The sequence below is a fragment of the Amycolatopsis sp. NPDC004368 genome, assembly GCF_053602515.1.
This window is the reverse complement of sequence record NZ_JBSGDT010000024.1, coordinates 32,002-50,419: the sequence shown is the minus strand read 5'-3', so window position 1 is coordinate 50,419 and position 18,418 is coordinate 32,002. Positions and strand designations below refer to the sequence as shown.

The following is an 18,418-nucleotide window of genomic DNA, read 5'->3' as shown; positions in this document are numbered from 1 at the left end:
CCTGCTCAATCCAGGTGGCTGAGTCCCGGCCACAGCGCGGCCCAGCTGCCGCGGGGTCGGCGGCACTCGTAGATCGCCGCGTGGTGGGTGGTTTCCTCGTTCGCGATGCCGTCCGGGGCGCTGATGGGGGCGAGCTCCCGGACGTCGGACCAGAAGCGGTGCAGGTAGTCCGGGCCGAACTCGCCCACGCACAACACGGAGTCCGGGGTGCCCGTCGGCGGGCCCCACAGGAGATAACCGTTGTGGGCGCTGGAAACCGGGTTGCGCAGGCCCGCCGCGGGGCCGAGGATCGTCAGGGCGCCGGCTTCGCCGTAGTTGCCGGTGAAGATCGTCGTGCCGGGTGGCTGGGTGTCGGCGGCGGCGGTGACCTGGTGGACGAACTCGGGCCAGCCGGCGGTTTCCACGAGCTGCGGATTGACCGAGGCCGGCACCGCTTCGGCCCGCAGCGGGAGGACGGGCAGGCCGATCAGCACCGCGAACACCCCGGACAGGCCCAGCGCCGTCGCCCAGCGCCACCGGCTGCCGGCGGCGCGGGATTCGGCGTGGACCGCGCCGGCGGCGAACAGCCCGAGCAATGCCGGTGCCGAGTAGTAGACCTTGCCGCCGCCGGCGGTGAACACGACCAGGGCCGTCACGGCGACGACGAGCACCCAGCGGTGGTCGCGGCCGGCGGCCGAGCAGAGCCACCTCACACCGAAGACCCACAGGACGATCAGCGGCGGCCCGGCGAGGACGAGCAGCAGCAGCGGCACGTTCGGCAACGCCCCGAGCGCACCGCCCTGCTTGTCCGCAAGGACACCGGCCATGCGCAGCTGCGCCCAGCTGTGCTGCGCGTTCCACACGACGTTCGGCGCAAGCAGCAGTGCGGCCAGCCCACCGGCGAGCCACGGCCCCGGTGTCCGCAGGACCGGGCGGCGGAACACCACCAGCCCCACGACGATGCCCAGCAGCAGCACCCCGACGGTGTCCTTGTTCTCCAGCCCGACGCCGGCCACCGCCCCCGCCACCAGCCAGGCCATCACGCTGCCCAGCCGCAGCGCTCTGGCGACGGTGACGAACACCGCCGCCCAGACAAGCTGGTCCGTGACCGTCGTGCCGAACAACATCGAGCCCGCGACGAACACCGGGCACACCGCCGTCGCCACGGCGGCGAGGACCTGGGCGCGGCGGCGGCCACCGAGCTCGGCCGCGAGCTTCGCGGCCAGCAGCACGCATCCCAGCTGTGCCACGATCGCGAGCACCCGCAGCGACAGCACGCCCCCGGGCAGCTCGGCGGCCAGCCGCGCCAGCACCGGCGTCAACGGCGGCTGGTCCGGGTAGCCCCACGCGAGGTGCCGGCCGGAGATCACGTAGTAGAACTCGTCGCGGTGCCAGCCGAACCGCGCTGCCACCACCAGGTGGACAACCCCGGCGACGGCCACCACCGCGAGCAGCGGCCGCCACACCAGGGCGACGGGGCGGTTGTCCGGTTCTGCGGTGTCGGGCATGGGTTTTCGTCCTTCCGCTCAGGGCAGGAACGCGGACAGCAACAGGTGGCGCACGGTTTCGCGACAGGCGGCGTCGTCCAGACGGGCGGAGTCGGGGTCGCCGGTGCGGTGCCAGGCGAACCAGGCGATGGTCTCGACGATGAACCGCGCGGCCGCTGGGATGTCCGGCACCGGGCGCAGCGCACCGGAACGGACGCGCCGGCGCAGGTATTCGGCGAGGGTGTCGAGCATCCCCCGCCTACGCCGGCCGAAGTAGTACTGCGCGAGTTCCGGCAGATCGGCCGCACACCGTTCGACGAGGGCCAGCAGTCGCCGGTTGTGTTCGATGAAGGCGTACAGCTCGTCGACGAGCTCCCCCAGCTCCTCGCCGACGGGTTTCTGCCGGCGGCCCGACGTCGCCGCCAGCGCGGGCAGGACGCTGTCGTCGGAGGCCCAGCCGTCGACCAGCGCCACGATCTCCTCCGGTGTCGGGCTGGGCACCGGGGTGGCGAGGCCGTCGAGGGCCGCCGGGCGGATCAGGCGCAGCAAAGCCAGGTACAGCAGGGCTTCCTTGCTCTTGGCGTAGGTGTAGACCGCGCCGTGGCTCAGCCCGAGGGCCGCGGACACGTCGGAGATCCCGGCCGCCTGGTAGCCCTTGGCCGTGAACACGCCGACGGCCGCTTCGGCGACCTCCCCCACCGGCCTGGCCGGCACCCGTCCTCGCATCGCACCAGTATTGAATGACTGACTGAGTCAGTCAATACATCGGGCAGCGGAAACCACACCACGGCCGGTTCGGCGGAATCGACCTCAGGCGCGCCAGGTGACGAGCTCGTCCAGGGGCAGCTTCGCGCGCTTGCCCGCACTGCCGCTCGGCCGCGCGTCGGGGGCCTCGGCCGAGTAGCCGAGCGTCATGATCCCCGACAGCCGCACGTCGTCCGCGAAGCCGGTGAGGGCGTGCACCTGTGCGAACCGGGTCTCGTTGCCAGGGCCGAAGAAGCCCGTCGCGAGGCCTTCGTCGGTGGCGGCGCACTGCAGCAGGCTCAGCAGCGCACCGCTGTCGAACCACCAGTACGGAACGGGCCACTGTCCCTCGGTGCCGTCTTCGTTGGTCTTGTCGGGTTCCTGGTAGCGCTCGTGGTAGGACGCCTCGCGGATGCCGACGGCGATGTGCACGGGCGCTTTCGAAATCCAGGCCGGGAGGCCGGCGTCGAGGTAGGGCGTCTCGGCGATGTCGGCGATCTGCGCCCGGATCTCGGGCGAGGTGATGACGGCGAGCCGGTGCCCCTGGCTGAACCCGGCACTCGGGGCGCGCCGGATGACGCGGGTCACGCGGCGCAGGACGTCGGCGGGCACGGGGTCGGGCCGGTAGGCGCGGACCATCCGACGGTGGCGCAGAACCTCGGAGAACTCCATTCGATCAGCATGGCGCAGGCGTCACGATCACGGCCAGGAATCGCCCGAAACCGCGACAGTCGGAAAAAATCGTGCTCATTGGCGAACCGTGACGAAGGTGGGAAAATTTCCCCAGTTGGGCGGCCAAGACGTTACTCAGTGCTGTGGGGCACAGATTTCCGTTCAACTGAGCCGTGATCTTTTCCCCAGTCAGCGAAGACATGTTGTGACACAACGTCGTGCTCCCGCTACTCACGTTGATGATCTGTGTCGCTTCCCACGGACCCTGTACACCTGTCGTTGCTTGTTCTTAACCTTCTCGTGCTTTCGCGGTGACCTGCGATCCACCCCGAGGATCAGCGACCGGAAGCCACCGCGAGAACCCCGGCACACGCGGCCCGAACGTGGGCGCGAAACCGGACGCGCGCGGTGTGAGAACAAAGAAGGAGCCCACCCCCGTGGGACGACACAGCAAACCCAGCCACACCAAGACCGTCCTGAAACGCACCGGCGCCACCGCGGCTCTCGCGGGCGCCACGCTCGGCGGCATCGGTCTCGTCGGCGGCACGGCCAACGCCTTCCCCGGGCAGGCCGCGCTCGTCAAGTGCGAGAGCTCCGGCAACCCGACCGCGGTCAACAACACCGCGGCCGGCCAGCGCGCCGGACGGCCGGCCGGTCTGTTCCAGATCGTGACGAAGACCTGGCTCGCCAACGGCGGCGGCAAGTTCGCCCCGACCGCGGACAAGGCCACCCCCGCGCAGCAGCAGATCGTGGCGGACACGATCTACGCCCGCTCGGGTTCGGCCCCGTGGGAGTGCCACACGGGCTCGGGCCCGGCCGCCTTCGCGTCCTTCGCGGGCCAGGGCGGCACTGGTTCGGCCGCAGCCGCCACGGGCCGCGCCAAGGCCAAGGCCGCCAAGCCCGAGGCGAAGGCGAAGCTCAAGGCCCAGGCGAAGCCGCAGGTCAAGGCGCAGGCCAAGCAGGCCAAGCCGCAGGTCCGAAGCACGCCGGCCACCGGCGCGACGCGGTCGAACCCCAACGGCGACTACACCGTCGTCGCGGGCGACACCCTGTCGGGCATCGCGGCGCGCACCGGCGCGTCCGGCGGCTGGCAGCACCTGCAGCAGCTCAACGCCTCCTTCATCCCGAACGCCGACCTGATCCTGGTCGGGCAGAAGATCGCCACGAAGTGACCCCCGGCCGCGTCCGCGCCGCTTTCCCCCGGGCGCCGCGGACGCGGCCGGCGAGCCACCGCGGATCCCCCGCCGCCGGTGCGCTCGGGCATCGAAGGCGCCACGCGGTGTGAGGGGCGCGCGGGGTAAGCGGGCTCCGTTGTGGGAACACCAGCTCGCCTACCCCGCTCGTCCCCACCGCGGGTTTACTCACCAAACAACCGTCAGGTAGTTTCTGCCTCACCCGGCAGAAACGAGGTGCGAACGGTGCAGCGCTCGGTCTACGACGGCGAACACGAGGCTTTCCGCGCCGGCGTCCGCCGGTTCGTGGCGACCGAGGTCGCGCCCCACCGACAGCGGTGGGAGGCCGCCGGCCGCGTCGACCGCGAGCTGTTCACCGCCGCCGGGAAAGCGGGCGTGCTCGGCGTTGCCGCCCCCGTGGAGCACGGTGGTGGTGGGACCACCGATTTCCGCTTCAACGCCGTCCTCAACGAGGAGCTCGCGGCCGCCGACGTGCTGGGCGTGGGGCTGGGCCTGTCGCTGCAGGCGGACATCGCGCTGCCGTACCTGCTCGACCACTGCACACCGGAGCAGGCCGCCCGCTGGCTGCCCGGCGTGGTCGCCGGCGAGACCATCCTCGCGCTGGCGATGACCGAACCCGGCGCGGGCTCCGACGTCGCGGCGATCACCACGCGTGCCGTCCGCGACGGCGAGGACTACGTCGTCAGCGGCAGCAAGACCTTCATCACCAACGCCCTCAACGCCGACCTGGTGATCACCGCGGTGAAGACCGACCCCGCGGCCGGGCGCAAGGGCATCTCGCTGCTCGTGGTCGAAACCGACCGCGCGGGGTTCCGCCGCGGCGCGAAGCTGGCCAAGGTGGGGCAGCACGCCGCCGACACGGCCGAGCTGTTCTTCGACGATGTCCGCGTGCCCGCCACCAACCTGCTCGGCGAAGAGGGCCGCGGCTTCTACCTCATGATGAACCACCTCAGCCAGGAACGGCTCGCCGTCGCAGTGCAGGCCACGGCGCAAGCGGCCCGGTCGTACGAGCTGTCGCTGGCACACGCGAAGAGCCGCGAAGCGTTCGGCGACGGAGGCGGATCGTTGCCGCACATCCGGTTCGTGCTCGCGGAGCTGAAGACCGAGACCGAGATCGCCCAGTCCTACGTGGACCGGCTGCTGCTGGCGCACAGCCGCGGCGAGCTGGACGCGGTCGAGGCGGCGCAGGCGAAGTGGTGGACGACCGAGCTGTGCAAGCGGGTCGTGGACCGGGCCGTGCAACTGCACGGCGACGCCGCCTACCTGAGCGAGCACCCCGTCGCCCGGGCCTGGGTCGACGGCCGGATCCAGACGATCTACGCGGGCACCACCGAGGTCATGAAGGAGATCATCGGTCGCTCACTGGGATTGTGAGCCGCGCGGATGTCTTGGCTGTGGCGCGGCCCACTGCTACGCTCTGCCACCAACGAACAGCCACCAAACGACCGGTAGACAGAGTGAGGCGACGATGCCCGACCTGACGATGCGCGACGGCACCCGGCTGCACGTGCGGGACGAGGGAGCCGGTCCCACGGTGCTGCTTCTGCCCGGCTGGGGCGTTTCGACGTGGTGGTTCCGCAAGCAGTTCGAGACGCTCACCCCCTCGTTCCGGGTCGTGTCCTACGACCCGCGCGGGCAGGGCGAGTCGGACAAGACCACCCGCGGCCAGCGCACGGCGCGGCTCGCGGCGGACCTCAACGAGGTCATCGCGTGGACAGGTGCCGAGCCGGTGCACCTCGTGGCCTGGTCCGGCGGCGGATCCACGGCCCTGCAGTACGTGGAGCTCTTCGGCACCGACCGCCTGCACACGCTGACGCTGGTCGGCGCGAGCCCGAAACTGCTGAAGTCCGACGGCTGGGGCCTGGGTTTCGCGGACCTCGACGGCCTGCTGGGCTGGGTGGGCCTGGTCGGCAGCGATTTCGGCGCCGCAGCGGAAAGCCTGCTGCCGGCCTTCTTCGCCGCGCAGCTCTCCGACGACGACCGCGCCGCCACCTTGGCGGAGATGAGCCGCTGCGACCAGGCGGCGATGGCGCTGGCATCGTGGGACTTCATCATCCAGGACTACCGGGACGTGCTCGACCTCATCACGGTCCCGACGCTGATCATCACCGGCGCCGACGACATCGCCGTGCCGGCGGGCAACGCCCCCTACCTGCACGAGCACATCGCGGGATCCCGGCTGGAGATCATCGAGGACGCGGCGCACTGCCCGTTCCTGGAACAGCCCGAACAGTTCGACACGGCACTGCGGAAGTTCCTCGACGCGTGAGCGCGGCTCACGGACGGGGTCGGCGTGCCCGGCTGGCGAAGTGGGTTACGGCCGCGCCGATTCCCAAGAGCAGGCCGACTGCGACGAAATAGGGGCCGAACGTCAACGCGACACCGGCGCCGATGTTCGCCCCGTTTTCCGAGCCGGAATCGGCCTGGTAGCTGAGAGATCCGACGGACAGCACCACCGCGCCGACCGTGATCGCGACGATCGCCGCCAGGCCGAGACCCTTCGTCGCGCCCGTCATGGTGTCTCCCCCGCCTGTGCCGTCAGGCCTTGGTTTCCTTGGCCCGCTTGGGTTTCGCCGGCTTCTCGGCGGGCAGCGCCCCCTCGGCCGCGAGGCTGTGGAGGATCAGATCGGCGAAGTGCTCGCCGATCTGCTTCGGCGTGAACTCGCCTCCGGGCCGGAACCAGCGGTAGACCCAGTTGACCGAACCGAGGATCGACAGGCTCGCGAGCTTGGGGTCGATGTCCGGGCGCACCAAGCCTTCCGCCTTGCCCTTCTGCACCAGGTCGAGGAACACCGAACGGTAGGCGTGCTCGCCGCCGAGGATCTCGGCCTGGCGGGCTTCCGGCAGGGCGGCCAGCTCGTGCAGGAAAACGGTGGTGCCGGTGAGGTTGCGGCACATGTGGTCGACGTGCCCGACGATCACGTTGCGCAGCCGCTGCAGCGGGTCGCCCGGGCGGCTCGCGAGTTCCACGATGTTGGCCAGGCCCTGGCGGTGGACCTCGCTCATCACCTCGAAGAGCAGGTCTTCCTTCGAGTGGATGTAGTAGTAGAGGCTGCCTTTGAGCAGGCCCAGGCGGTCGGCGATGTCCTGCAGCGAGGCGCCCTCGTAGCCCTTTTCGTAGAAGACCTCGGTGGCCACGGCGAACAGCTCCGCCCACCGCTCCTCGCGCGGCTTGCGCGAACCACCACCGCGCCGCTCCGCCCTGCCCGCCGGTTGCCGCACCCGGACCACCCTCATTCGTGAGCTTCGCCGCCGGGCGCACTGGGCACGAGCGGACGTTCGGAAGCCCTCAATCTACCAAACGACCGATCAACGAACCACCGACCGAGGTCCCGGGGCGTGGCGATCACGCTACCGTCGGCGAGCGGGCCGGTCCTCAGACGGTGAGGCCGGCATCGGCGCCGGCATTGACCGCGCGCACGAAATCGGCCGGGTTGTCGGCGTCGCCGAGGACGCGGACGTCGACGCCGTCTGCCGCCAGCTCGGCCGCGACCTGCGGTCCCGTCGCGCGCCAGCCGATGGCCAGAGCCACGAGGTCGGCGGCCACGGTCTCTTCGGCCACGGTCTCCTCCGCGGCCGGGTCGTCGCCGGCCGGGCGCCAGCGCACGAGCCCCGGCTCGATCCCGACGACCACGGCGTTGGTGAGAATGCGAACGCCGTCGCGCGCGAGCTGTTTCACCAGCTGCCGCCGGGTGATCGCCTCGATGCCGCGCCCGATGGTGCCGCGCATCTCGACGATCGTGACGTCGGCGCCCGCCGCGCGCATCAGCTCGGCCGTCTCGCAGCCGGTGGCGCTGCCGCCGACGACCACCAGCCGCGTCCCCGGAGCCACCTCGATCTCGCCGCGCAGCAGTCGTAACGCATCGTGCACGTGGGGTCCGTCGATGCCGGGCACGGGCGGCACCAGGGGAACGGCGCCGGTCGCGACGACCACGACGTCCGGCCGCTGCTCGGCCACCGTCCGCGCGGAGACCGGCGCCGACGTGCGCAGCTCGACCCCCAGCTCGGCGAGCCGACGGGCCTGGAAGTCGCGGAACCGCAGCACTTCCCGCTTGCTCGGCGCCGCACCGGCCACCGCCAGCTTGCCGCCGAGGGTGTCGTCGGCCTCCCAGAGCGACACGTCGTGCCCGCGCAGCCGGGCGATCCGCGCGGCCTCGAGCCCCGCCGGCCCGGACCCGACCACCATCACGCGTCGCCGCGCCTCGGCCGGTTCGACGGCCCACGTGCGCTCGCGCCCCACTTCCGGGTTGACCGAGCACCGCGCACGCTCACCGCGCCCGACCAGGTCCACGCAGGCGTTGCACGCGATGCACGGGCGCACCTCGCCCAGCCGCCCGGCGCGCACGAGATCCGGCCAGTCCGGTTCGGCGATCAGGCCTCGCCCGAGCAGCACCAGATCCGCGTCGCCCGAGGCCACGACCTCGGCGGCCAGGGCCGGGTCGTCGAGCCGCCCCACCGCCATCACGGGCACCGACACGGCCTGGCGCACGGCGCGGACCAGCGGGCGCATCCGCCCGCGCTCGACCGCCATCGGGGCCAGGGTCTCGTGCAGGGTCAGCCAAGTGCCGGCCGACACCGAGATCGCCGCGACTCCCGCGTCTTCCAGTAGCTTCGCGACGGTAACGGCCGAGGCGAGGTCGAACCCGCCGGGTTCGGCGTCGGTGCCGTTGAGCCGCCAGACGAGCGGCAGATCCACCGCCGTGACGATCGCGCGCGCCACCTCCAGCGAGAAGCGGGCGCGGTTCTCAAGTGACCCGCCGTAGCCGTCCGAGCGGTGGTTGTGCCGGGGCGACAGGAAGTTCGACGGCAGGTACCCGTGGGCGCCGTGCACCTCCAGGTAGTCGAACCCCGCCTCCGCCGCGAGCCGCGCGGCCCGCGCGTAGTCCGCCACGATTCCGTCGATCTCGGGCGCCGTCAGCTCGTGCGGGGTCGGCGATGCCGAGTTCAGCGGCACCGGCGACGGTGCCACCGACGGCCCGGCCACCACCTGCCGGCCCGGGTGCATGAGCTGCACGCCCATGACTGGGCCGTGCGGGCGCACCGCGTCGACGATCCGGCGCAGCCCCGGCACGAACTCCGGCGCGCTCAGGCGCGGCTCGGGCCCCATCGTGTCCGCGGAGACGAGGCAGCCTTCGACCGTGATCGCGCCGACGCCGCCCTCGGCGCGCCGGCGGTAGTAGGCGACCGTGTCGTCGGTGATGTACCCGCCCTGGTCGAGGCAGGTGCCCATCGGCGCCATGACCAGCCGGTTGCCGAAGGTGACCCGCCCGACCCGCATCGGCGTGAACAACACCTCCACCGGGTCCGGGACAGGGCTCACGGCAGCACCCGCAACGCCGCCACCGGACACGCCTCGACCCCCAGCTCGGCGATGTCCTCCTCCCCCGCCGGCACCTCGTCCTCGGGGCCGACACCGGAGAAGCCCTCGTCGTTGAGGGGAAAGAGATCCGCGTCGATGATGTGGCACTGCGCGTGTCCCTGACAGCTGCCGGGCACCTGGCCGATCTTCACGAGGTCCTCCCCGCGCCGTGGGTGACCGGCAGCGCCTCCATGGCCCGCGACGCCAGGCTCACCTTCCACTGTGGATCGCCGGCGAGGGCGAGATCCGGCAGCTTCGCGAGGATCCGGCTCACCGCGATCCGCGTTTCCATGCGGGCGAGCTGCGCCCCGATGCAGGCGTGGATGCCTTTGCCGAACGCGAGGTGCGGGTTGGGCGCGCGGCCGAGGTCGAGCGCGTCCGGGTCGGTGAACTTCGCCGGGTCGCGGTTGGCGGCGGCGAGCACGAGGTGCACCCGCTCACCGGGCACGATCTTCCGGCCGCCCACCTCGGTTTCCGCGACGACCCAGCGGATCAGGACCTTGATCGGCCCGTCGAACCGCAGCAGTTCCTCGACCGCGGGTCCGATCAGCTCGGGCTGGCGGCGCAGCCGATCGAGATCCGCCGGGCGCCGCAGCAGGGCGAGCAGGGAGTTGGCGATGGAGTTGGTGGTGGTCTCGTGGCCTGCGAACAAGAGCAGCGCGCACATGGCCACGAGCTCGTCGTCGGACAGGTGGTCGGCGTCGCCGTCGTGCGCCATGAGCGCGGACAGCATGTCCTCACCCGGGTCGCTGCGGCGCCGCTCGATGAGCACGCGGAGGTAGGCGTCCATTTCGCGCAGGCCGCGCAGCGCCCGCTCGTGCCGGTCCGCGCGCGCCTGCCCGCCGGCGCCGAACGCGACCAGGGCGAGCTCGTCGGACCACTCACGGAAGCGGTCGCGGTCCTCGGGCGGCGCGCCGAGCATCGTGGCGATCACGGTGGTGGGCAAGGGATACGCGATGTGCTCGATGAGGTCCTGCGTTCCCGGACCCCGAAGGAAGGCGTCGATGTGCTCGTCGACGATCCGGGTGATCATGCCGTCCATGCGGGCGATCCCCTGGCCCTTGAACGCGCCCGCGGCCAGCTTGCGCAACCGCGTGTGCGCGGGCGGATCGGACACGACCATCCAGTCGGCCATCAGCCCGAGCACGGCGGTGGCCGGCTGCTCGGGCCGTTCGGCGCGCGCGGCGAGCAGCGGCCGCACCCGGTCGCTGGAGAACGCCTTGTTCTGGAACGCCGCCGACACGTCTTCGTAGCGGGTGAACAGCCACGCCCGGTGCTTTTCGCTCCAGTGCACCGGATCCGCTTCGCGCAGCGCGGCCAGCACCGGGTACGGGTCGGCGCTCGCGGCCGGGGCGAGCAGGTCGGCGGAGTTTTCGGTGACTGCCATGGTGTCCTCTCAGGAGGCGGCGGCCGGTGCGGCGAGACCGCGGACCAGCCCGAGCCGGTCACGCACGATCCAGCCGCCGATCCGGCCGTCATCGACCGTGACCAGGCCGACGAGGTGCAGGGTCGCGGGGGTGCCGACGCGTTCGGTCTCGCCCAGGCCGCCCGCGTAGCTGCCGGACGCGGTGACGCGGAACGCGACGTGCTCGCCCGCGGAGAACAGTTCGTCGACGCGCGACGAGACGTCGGTGAGCAAGGACCCGGTGTCGCCGTCGTCGAAGCGGACCCCCGGCGATTCCCGCGGCCGGATGGCCCCGCCGGCGTCGAGCCAGTGGCGCACCACGGTTTCCGCCTCGGGGTTCACCGGTTCGGCGACGGTGTCCCACGGCGCCGGCGCGGGTGGGCCGACCTCGGCCGGGCTTCCCGAGCTCAGCTGAGCGCGACGCGCCCAGTAGTCCTGCTCGACGAAGTTCGTCTCGAGCCGGCTGCCGTTCCAGCCGTAGAGCCCGAGGCCGGTCCACACCGCGACCCGGCCGTCGCGGGCGCGGCGGCCGTGCTCGGAGAACCGCATCGCGAGCTTGCGCCCGTCGGTCACGATCTCGTGGACCGTGAGGCACAGCCCGGGAAACTGCTCGAACTGCCGCTGCGCCGCGGGGATGTAGGCGTCGTCGCGGCCCGCGACCTCGTGCGGTCCCATGCGCAGCACGTAGCCGGGTTCCATGATCTGCGCGCACACCGACACGTCGTGGCGGTTGGTGTAGTCGTTGACGTAGCGGCGCATCAGGGCCACGAACGGGTCGGGGCGGCTGGTCATCAGCGGCCCTCGAACCGGGGCACGCGCTTGCCGAGGAAGGCGGCGATGCCCTCGGCGGCGTCGGAGGTGGCGTGCAGGGTCGTCAGCGCCGCCGTCGAGTGGTCGTACTCGCCGCGGTCCACGCCGCGGTTGACCAGGTTCTTGCCGCTGGCCACGGCGAGCGGGGCCATCGCGGCGAACCGCCCGGCCAGCTCGCGCGCGGCCGCCATCAGCTCCGCGGCCGGCACGACCTTCTGCGCCAGGCCGATCCGCAGCGCTGTGGCCGCGTCGACCCGCTCGCCGCCGAACATCATCAGCTTCGTCCAGTGCCGGCCGATCACGGCGGGCGCGCGCAGCACGCCGAACCCCGGCACGAGCCCGACGGCGCACTCGGGCATCCCGAACGTCGCCGTGTCGGCGGCCACCACCACGTCGCACGCCAGCGCGAGCTCGCACCCGCCGCCGAGGGCGAACCCGTTCACCGCGGCGACGATCGGCAGCGGCGACTCCTCGACCGCCGCGAAGGTGCGCATGCAGTCCTGCTGGAACTCGCGCTTGGCGACGACGTCGGTCAGGTCGGCGAAGCTGGCGATGTCGCCACCTGCCGAGAAGGCCCGGTCCCCGGCGCCGGTGATGATCACCGCGCGGGTGCGGCCGTCGGTGGCCAGGTGCGCCAGCGCGTCCCTCAGCTCGGGCCAGAATGCGCGGCCCATGGCGTTGAGCTTGCCCGGTGTGTCCATGGTGAGCACGGCCACCGCGTCCGAACCGTTGCCGGTCTCGACGCGCAAAGTGGTGGCCGAGGCGGAGTTCCAGCCGCTCACGCGAGTCCTCCCGAAGCGATCTCGATGCTCGTCGCGATCACGTCCCGCGTGCGGGCGGGCTCGATCACGTCGTCGAGCGAAAGGTGCGCGGCCGCCTCCCACGGTTCGGCCTCGCTCACCCACTCCGCGGTCAGCCCGGCGACCAGCGCCGCGTGTGCCTCGGGGCCCTCCTCGGCCAGCACGCGTTCCAGCCGGCGCCGGTGGATCGTGCGGATGCCGGTCTCGGGCGCCATGAACCCCAGCTCCGCGCTCGGCCACGCGTAGAGGAAGTCGGGTTTGGTCGGCCGCCCGCCCATCGCGAAGTGGCCGCCGCCGTAGGCCTTGCGCAGCACCACGCCGACCTTCGGCACTCCGGCCTCGGCGATCGCGGAGACGAGCCCCTCGTAGCCGTGCAGGATGCCCCCGCGCTCGGCCTGCGTGCCGATCATCAGGCCGGGCACGTCGTGCAGGAACACCAGCGGCAGGCCGAACGTGTCGCACAGCCGCACGAACGCCTGTTCCTTGGCCAGGCTGGGCGGTTCCAGCGCGCCGGCTCGCACGATCGGCTGGTTGCCGATGAGCCCCACCGCCCGGCCCTCGATCCGGGCCAGGGCGCACAGGAGGCTGGGGCCCCAGCCGTCGCCCCACGGCAGCACACTCGCCTCGTCGGCGAGGCACGCGAAAACGTCGCGCATGTCGTACCCGGAACGCGGACCGAGCGGGACGATCGACTCGAGTTCACGCGGGTCGCGCGCCGGCGGTCGCGGGGGCGCGAGCGGTGGTTGCTGCGCCGAGTTCTGCGGCAGGTAGGACAGGAACGCGGCGATGGCGTCGATCGCGTCGGCCTCGGTCTCCACGACGAGGTGGGCGTTGCCGGCTTCGGTCGCCGCGGCCGGGCCGCCGAGCTCGGTGTCGGTCACCTTCTCCCCGATGGCCGGCTCGACCACCGACGGACCCGAGAGCGCGATCGACCCGCTGCGCACCATCACCACGAAGTGCGCGGTGGAGGCGTGCAGGGCCGAGTCACCGTAGCTCGGGCCGAGGACCGCCGCGGCCCGCGGCACGACCGGCTGCCCCGGCGGCGGCTTGAGGAACGTGGTGAAGTCCAGGGGCAGACCCGAAAACCGCCAGCCCGACACGTCGGGCATCCGGCCGCCGTCGGCATCGCAGAGCAGGACCAGGGGGAAGCCGTGGCGTTGCGCGTGCTCGATCAGGCGGCCCTGCTTGCGCATGCTGACGGGGGCGGTCGTGCCCGCCACCACGGAGGAGTCGATGCCGATCACGCCGACGCGGCGGCCGTCGAGCAGCCCGAACCCGGTCACCACGGCGTCGCCGGGGATCGGCTTTTCGCGGCGCAGCTCCGGCAGCGCGAGCGCGCCGATCTCGAACCACGAGCCGGCGTCGACGAGCAGCTCGATCCGCTCGCGCACGGGCAAGCGACCGGACTCGCGGTGCCGGCGCAGGCCTTCCGGGCCCCCGCTGGCGTGCGCGGCCGCCTGCTTCTCGCGGAGCACGGCGAGCCGATCGGCCATCGTGACCTCGGCCGGCTCGCCCGAGCCCTGACCCCGGTCCGCACCCGAGCCGTCGTGCACGGTGCTCCTGCTCGTCACGGAACCTCCTGGCCGCATCGGATCACTTGACACCGGATCACTTGACACCGGATCACTTGACACCGGATCACTCAACACCGGATCACGTCGTACCGGGCGGACACTAGACTATCAGACGACCGGTTGGTAGACAGGTCTCCACGGGGCCGGTGCCGACCCCCGATGCGCACGGATGTGAGGGAAACCGACATGCCAGACGGGACCGTCCTCGTGGCGAACCGCGGTGAGATCGCCGTTCGGGTCATCCGCGCGTGCCGCGAGCTGGGCCTGCGGTCCGTCGCGGTCCACAGCGACGCGGACGCCGGTGCCCTGCACGTCCGGCTGGCCGACGAGAGCGTGCGGATCGGACCGCCGCCCGCGCGGGAGTCCTATCTGGACGTGGACGCGGTGCTGGGCGCGGCGAAGTCCACCGGCGCGACGCTCGTGCACCCGGGTTACGGCCTGCTCAGCGAAGACGCCGGGTTCGCCGAGGCGGTGACGGCCGCGGGGCTGACGTTCGTCGGGCCGTCGGCGGAGGTCATCGCGCGCATGGGGGACAAAGTCGCGGCCCGCGCGGTCGCCGAGGCGTGCGGGGTGCCGGTGCCACCGGGCACCGGTGACGTCACCCCCGAGCAGGCCGCGGCCGAGGCCCCGCAGCTCGGCTTTCCCTTGGTGGTCAAGGCTTCCTTCGGCGGGGGCGGGCGCGGGATGCGCGTGGTGACGTCGTCCGCCGGGCTGCCCAACGCGATGGCCGCGGCGGCGCGCGAAGCCGGTGCGGCGTTCGGGCGTTCGGAGGTGCACCTGGAGCGGTACCTGAATCCGGTGCGGCACGTGGAGGTGCAGGTGTTCGGTGACGCGCACGGCCACGTCGTGCACCTCGCCGACCGCGACTGCTCGGTGCAGCGCCGCCACCAGAAGCTGATCGAGGAGGCGCCGGCGTTCGACCTGTCCCCGCAGCTGCGAGCCGCACTGCGCTCCTCGGCGGTGGCGCTCGCGCGCGAGGTCGCGTACGTCGGCGCGGGCACGGTCGAGTTCCTCGTGCTGCCCGCTTCGGACGAGTTCTTCTTCCTGGAGATGAACACGCGGCTGCAGGTCGAGCACGGCGTGACCGAGCTGGTCACCGGGCTGGACCTCGTCACGGCGCAGCTGCGGGTCGCGCTCGGCGAGCCGCTGCCGTTCACCCAGGACGACGTCGTGGTGCGCGGCCACGCCATCCAGGCCCGCATCGCGGCCGAGGAGCCGGCGGCGGGCTTCCGGCCGGCGCCCGGCCCGGTGTCCGGGTTGTCCGTGCCTGCCGGCCCCGGCATCCGCGCCGACTTCGGCGTCGAGGCGGGCGACACCGTGCCCGCGGTGTACGACTCGCTGTTCGGCAAGGTCCTCGCCCACGGCTCCGACCGCCACCGGGCACGGCGGCGGCTCATCGGCGCGCTGGGCGAGCTGCGCGTCTCGGGCGTGCCGACGACAGCGCCGTACCTGCGCACGATCCTGGAGTCGGAGCTGTTCGCGGAAGGCCGGCACGACACGGGTTCGGTGGAGCGCGACTGGGTGCCGGAGGTGAGTGCCGCGGAAGTGGTGGTTCCGGCGACCGCGCCCGTCCGCCGGGTCCGGATCGCCACGGACCGCGGGCCCGTCGAGATCGCGATCCACGGGCGCGCCACCCGTTCCGGGCCCGGCGGCGCCCCGGCGCAGCGGCCGGCTCGCGAAAGCCGTTCGAGCGACGCCACCGTGGCCGGCGGTCCGCCTGCCGCTCCGATGGACGCCACCGTGGTCACGGTCGCGGTCGAACCCGGGCTCCAGCTCGCCGCGGGTGACGTCGTCGCCGTGCTGGAGGCGATGAAGATGGAACTGCCGGTGCGCACCGAGGTGAGCGGGGTCGTCGAGGCCGTCCTGGTGTCCCCCGGCACCTCCGTCACCGCCGGAACGCCCTTGATCACGCTCGCCTGAGCCCTCCGGTCACGCCGGCCCGACGGCGACGATCGGGACACCCGGCCCACCACCGTCCACGCGGATGCGTTGGGCCGTCAGGTAATCCGCGTGGGCCGACGCGAGAAACGCCACTACCCCGGCCACGTCCTCCGGCCGCGCCACGCGGCCGAAGGGGTACTGGGCGTCGAGCTGCGCGATCCCCGCGGCGCCGGACGCCGCGACCAGCCGTTCCCCCATGTCGGTGGCCACCAGACCGGGCGCGACGACGTTGACGCGGATACCGTGCGGCCGCTCCTCGAACGCCAGGGTGCGCGCGGCGGCCTCCATCGCGGCTTTCGCCATCGTGTACGCGGCGCCGCCGGCCGGGGTGGTTTCGACGATCGCGCTCGAGACCACGATCACGTCGCCCCGGGGCGCCGCCCGCAGGCCCGGCAGGAGGGCGCGGATCAACGCGAGCGGGCCGAGCGTGTGCACCCGCAGCAGGCGCAGGTACTCCTGTTCCTCGGTATCCGCGATCGCGGTGCCACGGCTCGCCGTGCCGGCGTTGCTCACCAGCAGGTCGACCGGGCCGAGGTCGTCGCGGACGCGCCGGACCATGGCGGTGACGGCGGCTTCGTCGTCCACCGATGCGCGGTAGGCCACCGCAGTGCCACCTTCCGCGGCGATGGCCGCCACGACCTCGTCGGCGGCGCCGGAGTCACGCCGGAAGTTGACCGCGACGGCCGCCCCCTCGGCGGCCAGCCGCGTCGCCACCGCGCGGCCCAAGCCACGCGAACCGCCGGTCACGAGGGCGACGCGGCTCGCCAGTGGCGCGGTGTCGGGGGACATCGGACTTCTCCTCGCTGTCGCGCGGTGGTTGTGGTGCCGGAGTCACAGCCGGGTCGCGGCGTCGAGCCGGACCACTTCGCCGTTGAGCAGCTCGTTTTCCATGAAGCTCGCCACCAGCCGGGCGAAGTCTTCCGGGCGGCCCAGCCGTTTCGGGAACACGTGCAGGTCCATGAGCGCGGCCCGGCGCTTCTCGTCGGCCCCGGCCAGCATGCCCGTGTCCATGATCCCCGGGCAGACGGTCATCACCCGGATGCCCCAGATCGCGAGGTCACGAGCGAGCGGCAGGGTGAGCGCGACCAGGCCGCCCTTCGACGCCGAGTACGCGGCCTGCCCGGCCTGGCCCTCCAGCGCCGCGGCCGAGGAGACGTTGACGATCAGCCCGCGTTCGCCGTCCGGCCCCGGTTCGTTGCGCGTCATCACGGCGACGGCGTGGCGCAGCACGTCGAACGCGCCCACCAGGTTCACCTCGACCGTGCGCCGGAACAGGTCGATCGGATGCAGCTCACCCTTGCGCGACAGCACCCGCGCGGCCGGGCTGATCCCGGCCGCGTTGACGCACACGTCGAGCCGGCCGAACCGGTCCGCGACCTCGGTGACGGCCTTCTCGACCGAGGCCTCGTCGGCCACATCGGCCGGCACGAACATCGCCGCATCACCGAGTTCGGCCGCGAACCGCGCGCCCGCCGAGCCGGGCAGGTCCAGAATCCCCACCCGGCCACCTCCGGCCACCAGCATCCGCGCGGTGCCGGCGCCGAGGCCGGACGCGCCGCCGGTGACCAGCCCGACAGATCCCTCGACCTTCACTTGACCGCGGCCCCCGCGTCGACCGGCAGCGTCACGCCGGTGATGTAGCGAGCTTCGTCGCTGGAGAGGAACAGCACGGCGTTGGCGATGTCCACCGACTCGACCCACGGCACCTCCAGCGCGTTGAGCGACCGGAAGCCCGGCATCGCCGCCTCGCGCGTCGGGTCCGGGTCCTCGGGCGCGAACATCCCCCACGTGCCGGGGTTCTGGATCATGTGGGTGTCCACATTGGTCGGGTGCACGGTGTTGACGCGGATGGCGTGCCCGGCCAGCTCGTTGGCCATCGTGCGCATGAGGCCGACCATGCCGTGTTTGGCCGACACGTAGTGCGCGACCTGCATGATGCCCTTCAACCCGCCGATCGAGCTGGTGAACACCATGGACCCGCCACCGCGGCGCATCAGGTGCGGCACCGCGGCCTTCGCGGTGTGCCAGACGCCGGTGAGGTTCACGTCGAGCATCCGCTGCCACATTTCCTCGGTGATCTCCCACGACATGCCGTAGGTCGCGATGCCGGCGTTGGCGACGACGATGTCGAGGCCGCCGAGCTGCTCCACGCCTCCGTCGAGCGCGGCCTGCAATCCTTGCGCGTCGCGGACGTCGACCTTGCTCGCCACGATCTTCCGGCCGAGCTTCTCCACCAGAGCCGCGGTCTCGGCCAGGTCGGCCTCGGTGGCCGGTGGATACTTGTCGACAGTCTCGATCGCCTCGCACGCGTCGATCGCGATGATGTCGGCGCCCTCCTCGGCCAGCCGCACCGCGTGCGCCCGGCCCTGTCCGCGCGCCGCGCCCGTGATGAACGCGACCTTCCCCTCGACCCGTCCCGCCATGGTCCGCCTCCTGCCGTCGTAGACCCATTAC

18 protein-coding genes are annotated in these 18,418 nt (G+C 72.3%); 4 read left to right on the top strand and 14 right to left on the bottom strand.

Annotation, left to right across the window (positions count from 1 at the left end; all coding sequences use genetic code 11):
* Positions 1-5: 5 nt before the first annotated feature.
* The 3 genes from ACWEOE_RS28615 to ACWEOE_RS28605 all read right to left on the bottom strand — a co-directional run bounded on the left by ACWEOE_RS28615 (position 6) and on the right by ACWEOE_RS28605 (position 2,882).
* On the bottom strand, positions 6-1,487 hold the full coding sequence (locus tag ACWEOE_RS28615; RefSeq protein ID WP_452014475.1) for a glycosyltransferase family 39 protein: 1,482 nt from the start codon (positions 1,485-1,487) through the stop codon (positions 6-8).
* A gap of 18 nt (positions 1,488-1,505) precedes the next feature.
* Entirely contained in the window at positions 1,506-2,192 is a 687-nt protein-coding gene (locus ACWEOE_RS28610; protein ID WP_452014473.1) for a TetR/AcrR family transcriptional regulator, read from the bottom strand.
* Between the two features lie 84 nt (positions 2,193-2,276).
* Entirely contained in the window at positions 2,277-2,882 is a 606-nt protein-coding gene (locus tag ACWEOE_RS28605) for a nitroreductase family protein (RefSeq protein ID WP_452014471.1), read from the bottom strand.
* Between the two features lie 437 nt (positions 2,883-3,319).
* On the opposite strand from ACWEOE_RS28605, the gene ACWEOE_RS28600 reads away from it, so the two are divergent.
* The 3 genes from ACWEOE_RS28600 to ACWEOE_RS28590 all read left to right on the top strand — a co-directional run bounded on the left by ACWEOE_RS28600 (position 3,320) and on the right by ACWEOE_RS28590 (position 6,344).
* Positions 3,320-4,054 carry a LysM peptidoglycan-binding domain-containing protein gene (locus ACWEOE_RS28600; protein WP_452014469.1) on the top strand — a complete coding sequence of 245 codons (735 nt, stop codon included), beginning with the start codon at positions 3,320-3,322 and terminating at the stop codon, positions 4,052-4,054.
* A gap of 246 nt (positions 4,055-4,300) precedes the next feature.
* Complete coding sequence (locus ACWEOE_RS28595) at positions 4,301-5,449, top strand: acyl-CoA dehydrogenase family protein (protein ID WP_452014467.1); 1,149 nt, start codon at positions 4,301-4,303, stop codon at positions 5,447-5,449.
* A gap of 94 nt (positions 5,450-5,543) precedes the next feature.
* A complete protein-coding gene (locus tag ACWEOE_RS28590) occupies positions 5,544-6,344 on the top strand; it encodes an alpha/beta fold hydrolase (RefSeq protein ID WP_452014465.1) in 801 nt (266 codons plus the stop codon).
* 7 nt (positions 6,345-6,351) lie between these two features.
* Here the strand turns inward: ACWEOE_RS28590 and ACWEOE_RS28585 are convergent, their stop codons facing one another.
* The 8 genes from ACWEOE_RS28585 to ACWEOE_RS28550 all read right to left on the bottom strand — a co-directional run bounded on the left by ACWEOE_RS28585 (position 6,352) and on the right by ACWEOE_RS28550 (position 14,020).
* Positions 6,352-6,591 (bottom strand): hypothetical protein, encoded by a 240-nt coding sequence (locus tag ACWEOE_RS28585; protein WP_452014463.1) that lies wholly within the window; start codon positions 6,589-6,591, stop codon positions 6,352-6,354.
* Positions 6,592-6,613: 22 nt separating this feature from the next.
* Positions 6,614-7,297, bottom strand: coding sequence for a TetR/AcrR family transcriptional regulator (locus ACWEOE_RS28580; protein ID WP_452014461.1), 684 nt, complete (start codon positions 7,295-7,297; stop codon positions 6,614-6,616).
* Positions 7,298-7,451: 154 nt separating this feature from the next.
* On the bottom strand, positions 7,452-9,395 hold the full coding sequence (locus ACWEOE_RS28575; protein WP_452014459.1) for an oxidoreductase: 1,944 nt from the start codon (positions 9,393-9,395) through the stop codon (positions 7,452-7,454).
* The gene (locus tag ACWEOE_RS28570) at positions 9,392-9,586 is read right to left on the bottom strand and encodes a ferredoxin (RefSeq protein WP_452014457.1); all 195 of its coding nucleotides are present in this window, start codon (positions 9,584-9,586) and stop codon (positions 9,392-9,394) included. The genes ACWEOE_RS28575 and ACWEOE_RS28570 overlap by 4 nt, the downstream gene beginning before the upstream one ends.
* Positions 9,583-10,821, bottom strand: coding sequence for a cytochrome P450 (locus tag ACWEOE_RS28565; RefSeq protein ID WP_452014455.1), 1,239 nt, complete (start codon positions 10,819-10,821; stop codon positions 9,583-9,585). The genes ACWEOE_RS28570 and ACWEOE_RS28565 overlap by 4 nt, the downstream gene beginning before the upstream one ends.
* A gap of 9 nt (positions 10,822-10,830) precedes the next feature.
* Positions 10,831-11,631 (bottom strand): nuclear transport factor 2 family protein, encoded by an 801-nt coding sequence (locus ACWEOE_RS28560; protein ID WP_452014452.1) that lies wholly within the window; start codon positions 11,629-11,631, stop codon positions 10,831-10,833.
* Positions 11,631-12,431, bottom strand: a complete 801-nt coding sequence (locus tag ACWEOE_RS28555) for an enoyl-CoA hydratase/isomerase family protein (protein WP_452014450.1) — start codon at positions 12,429-12,431, stop codon at positions 11,631-11,633. The genes ACWEOE_RS28560 and ACWEOE_RS28555 overlap by 1 nt, the downstream gene beginning before the upstream one ends.
* On the bottom strand, positions 12,428-14,020 hold the full coding sequence (locus ACWEOE_RS28550; RefSeq protein ID WP_452014448.1) for an acyl-CoA carboxylase subunit beta: 1,593 nt from the start codon (positions 14,018-14,020) through the stop codon (positions 12,428-12,430). The genes ACWEOE_RS28555 and ACWEOE_RS28550 overlap by 4 nt, the downstream gene beginning before the upstream one ends.
* Positions 14,021-14,209: 189 nt before the next feature.
* On the opposite strand from ACWEOE_RS28550, the gene ACWEOE_RS28545 reads away from it, so the two are divergent.
* Positions 14,210-15,943 (top strand): acetyl/propionyl/methylcrotonyl-CoA carboxylase subunit alpha, encoded by a 1,734-nt coding sequence (locus ACWEOE_RS28545; RefSeq protein ID WP_452014446.1) that lies wholly within the window; start codon positions 14,210-14,212, stop codon positions 15,941-15,943.
* Positions 15,944-15,952: 9 nt separating this feature from the next.
* Here the strand turns inward: ACWEOE_RS28545 and ACWEOE_RS28540 are convergent, their stop codons facing one another.
* From ACWEOE_RS28540 to ACWEOE_RS28530, 3 genes are read right to left on the bottom strand one after another with little or no spacing between them, the layout of a single operon-like run.
* Positions 15,953-16,753 (bottom strand): SDR family NAD(P)-dependent oxidoreductase, encoded by an 801-nt coding sequence (locus tag ACWEOE_RS28540; protein ID WP_452014444.1) that lies wholly within the window; start codon positions 16,751-16,753, stop codon positions 15,953-15,955.
* Between the two features lie 42 nt (positions 16,754-16,795).
* Complete coding sequence (locus ACWEOE_RS28535) at positions 16,796-17,557, bottom strand: SDR family NAD(P)-dependent oxidoreductase (RefSeq protein WP_452014442.1); 762 nt, start codon at positions 17,555-17,557, stop codon at positions 16,796-16,798.
* Positions 17,554-18,387, bottom strand: a complete 834-nt coding sequence (locus ACWEOE_RS28530) for a mycofactocin-coupled SDR family oxidoreductase (RefSeq protein ID WP_452014440.1) — start codon at positions 18,385-18,387, stop codon at positions 17,554-17,556. The genes ACWEOE_RS28535 and ACWEOE_RS28530 overlap by 4 nt, the downstream gene beginning before the upstream one ends.
* Positions 18,388-18,418 lie beyond the last annotated feature (31 nt).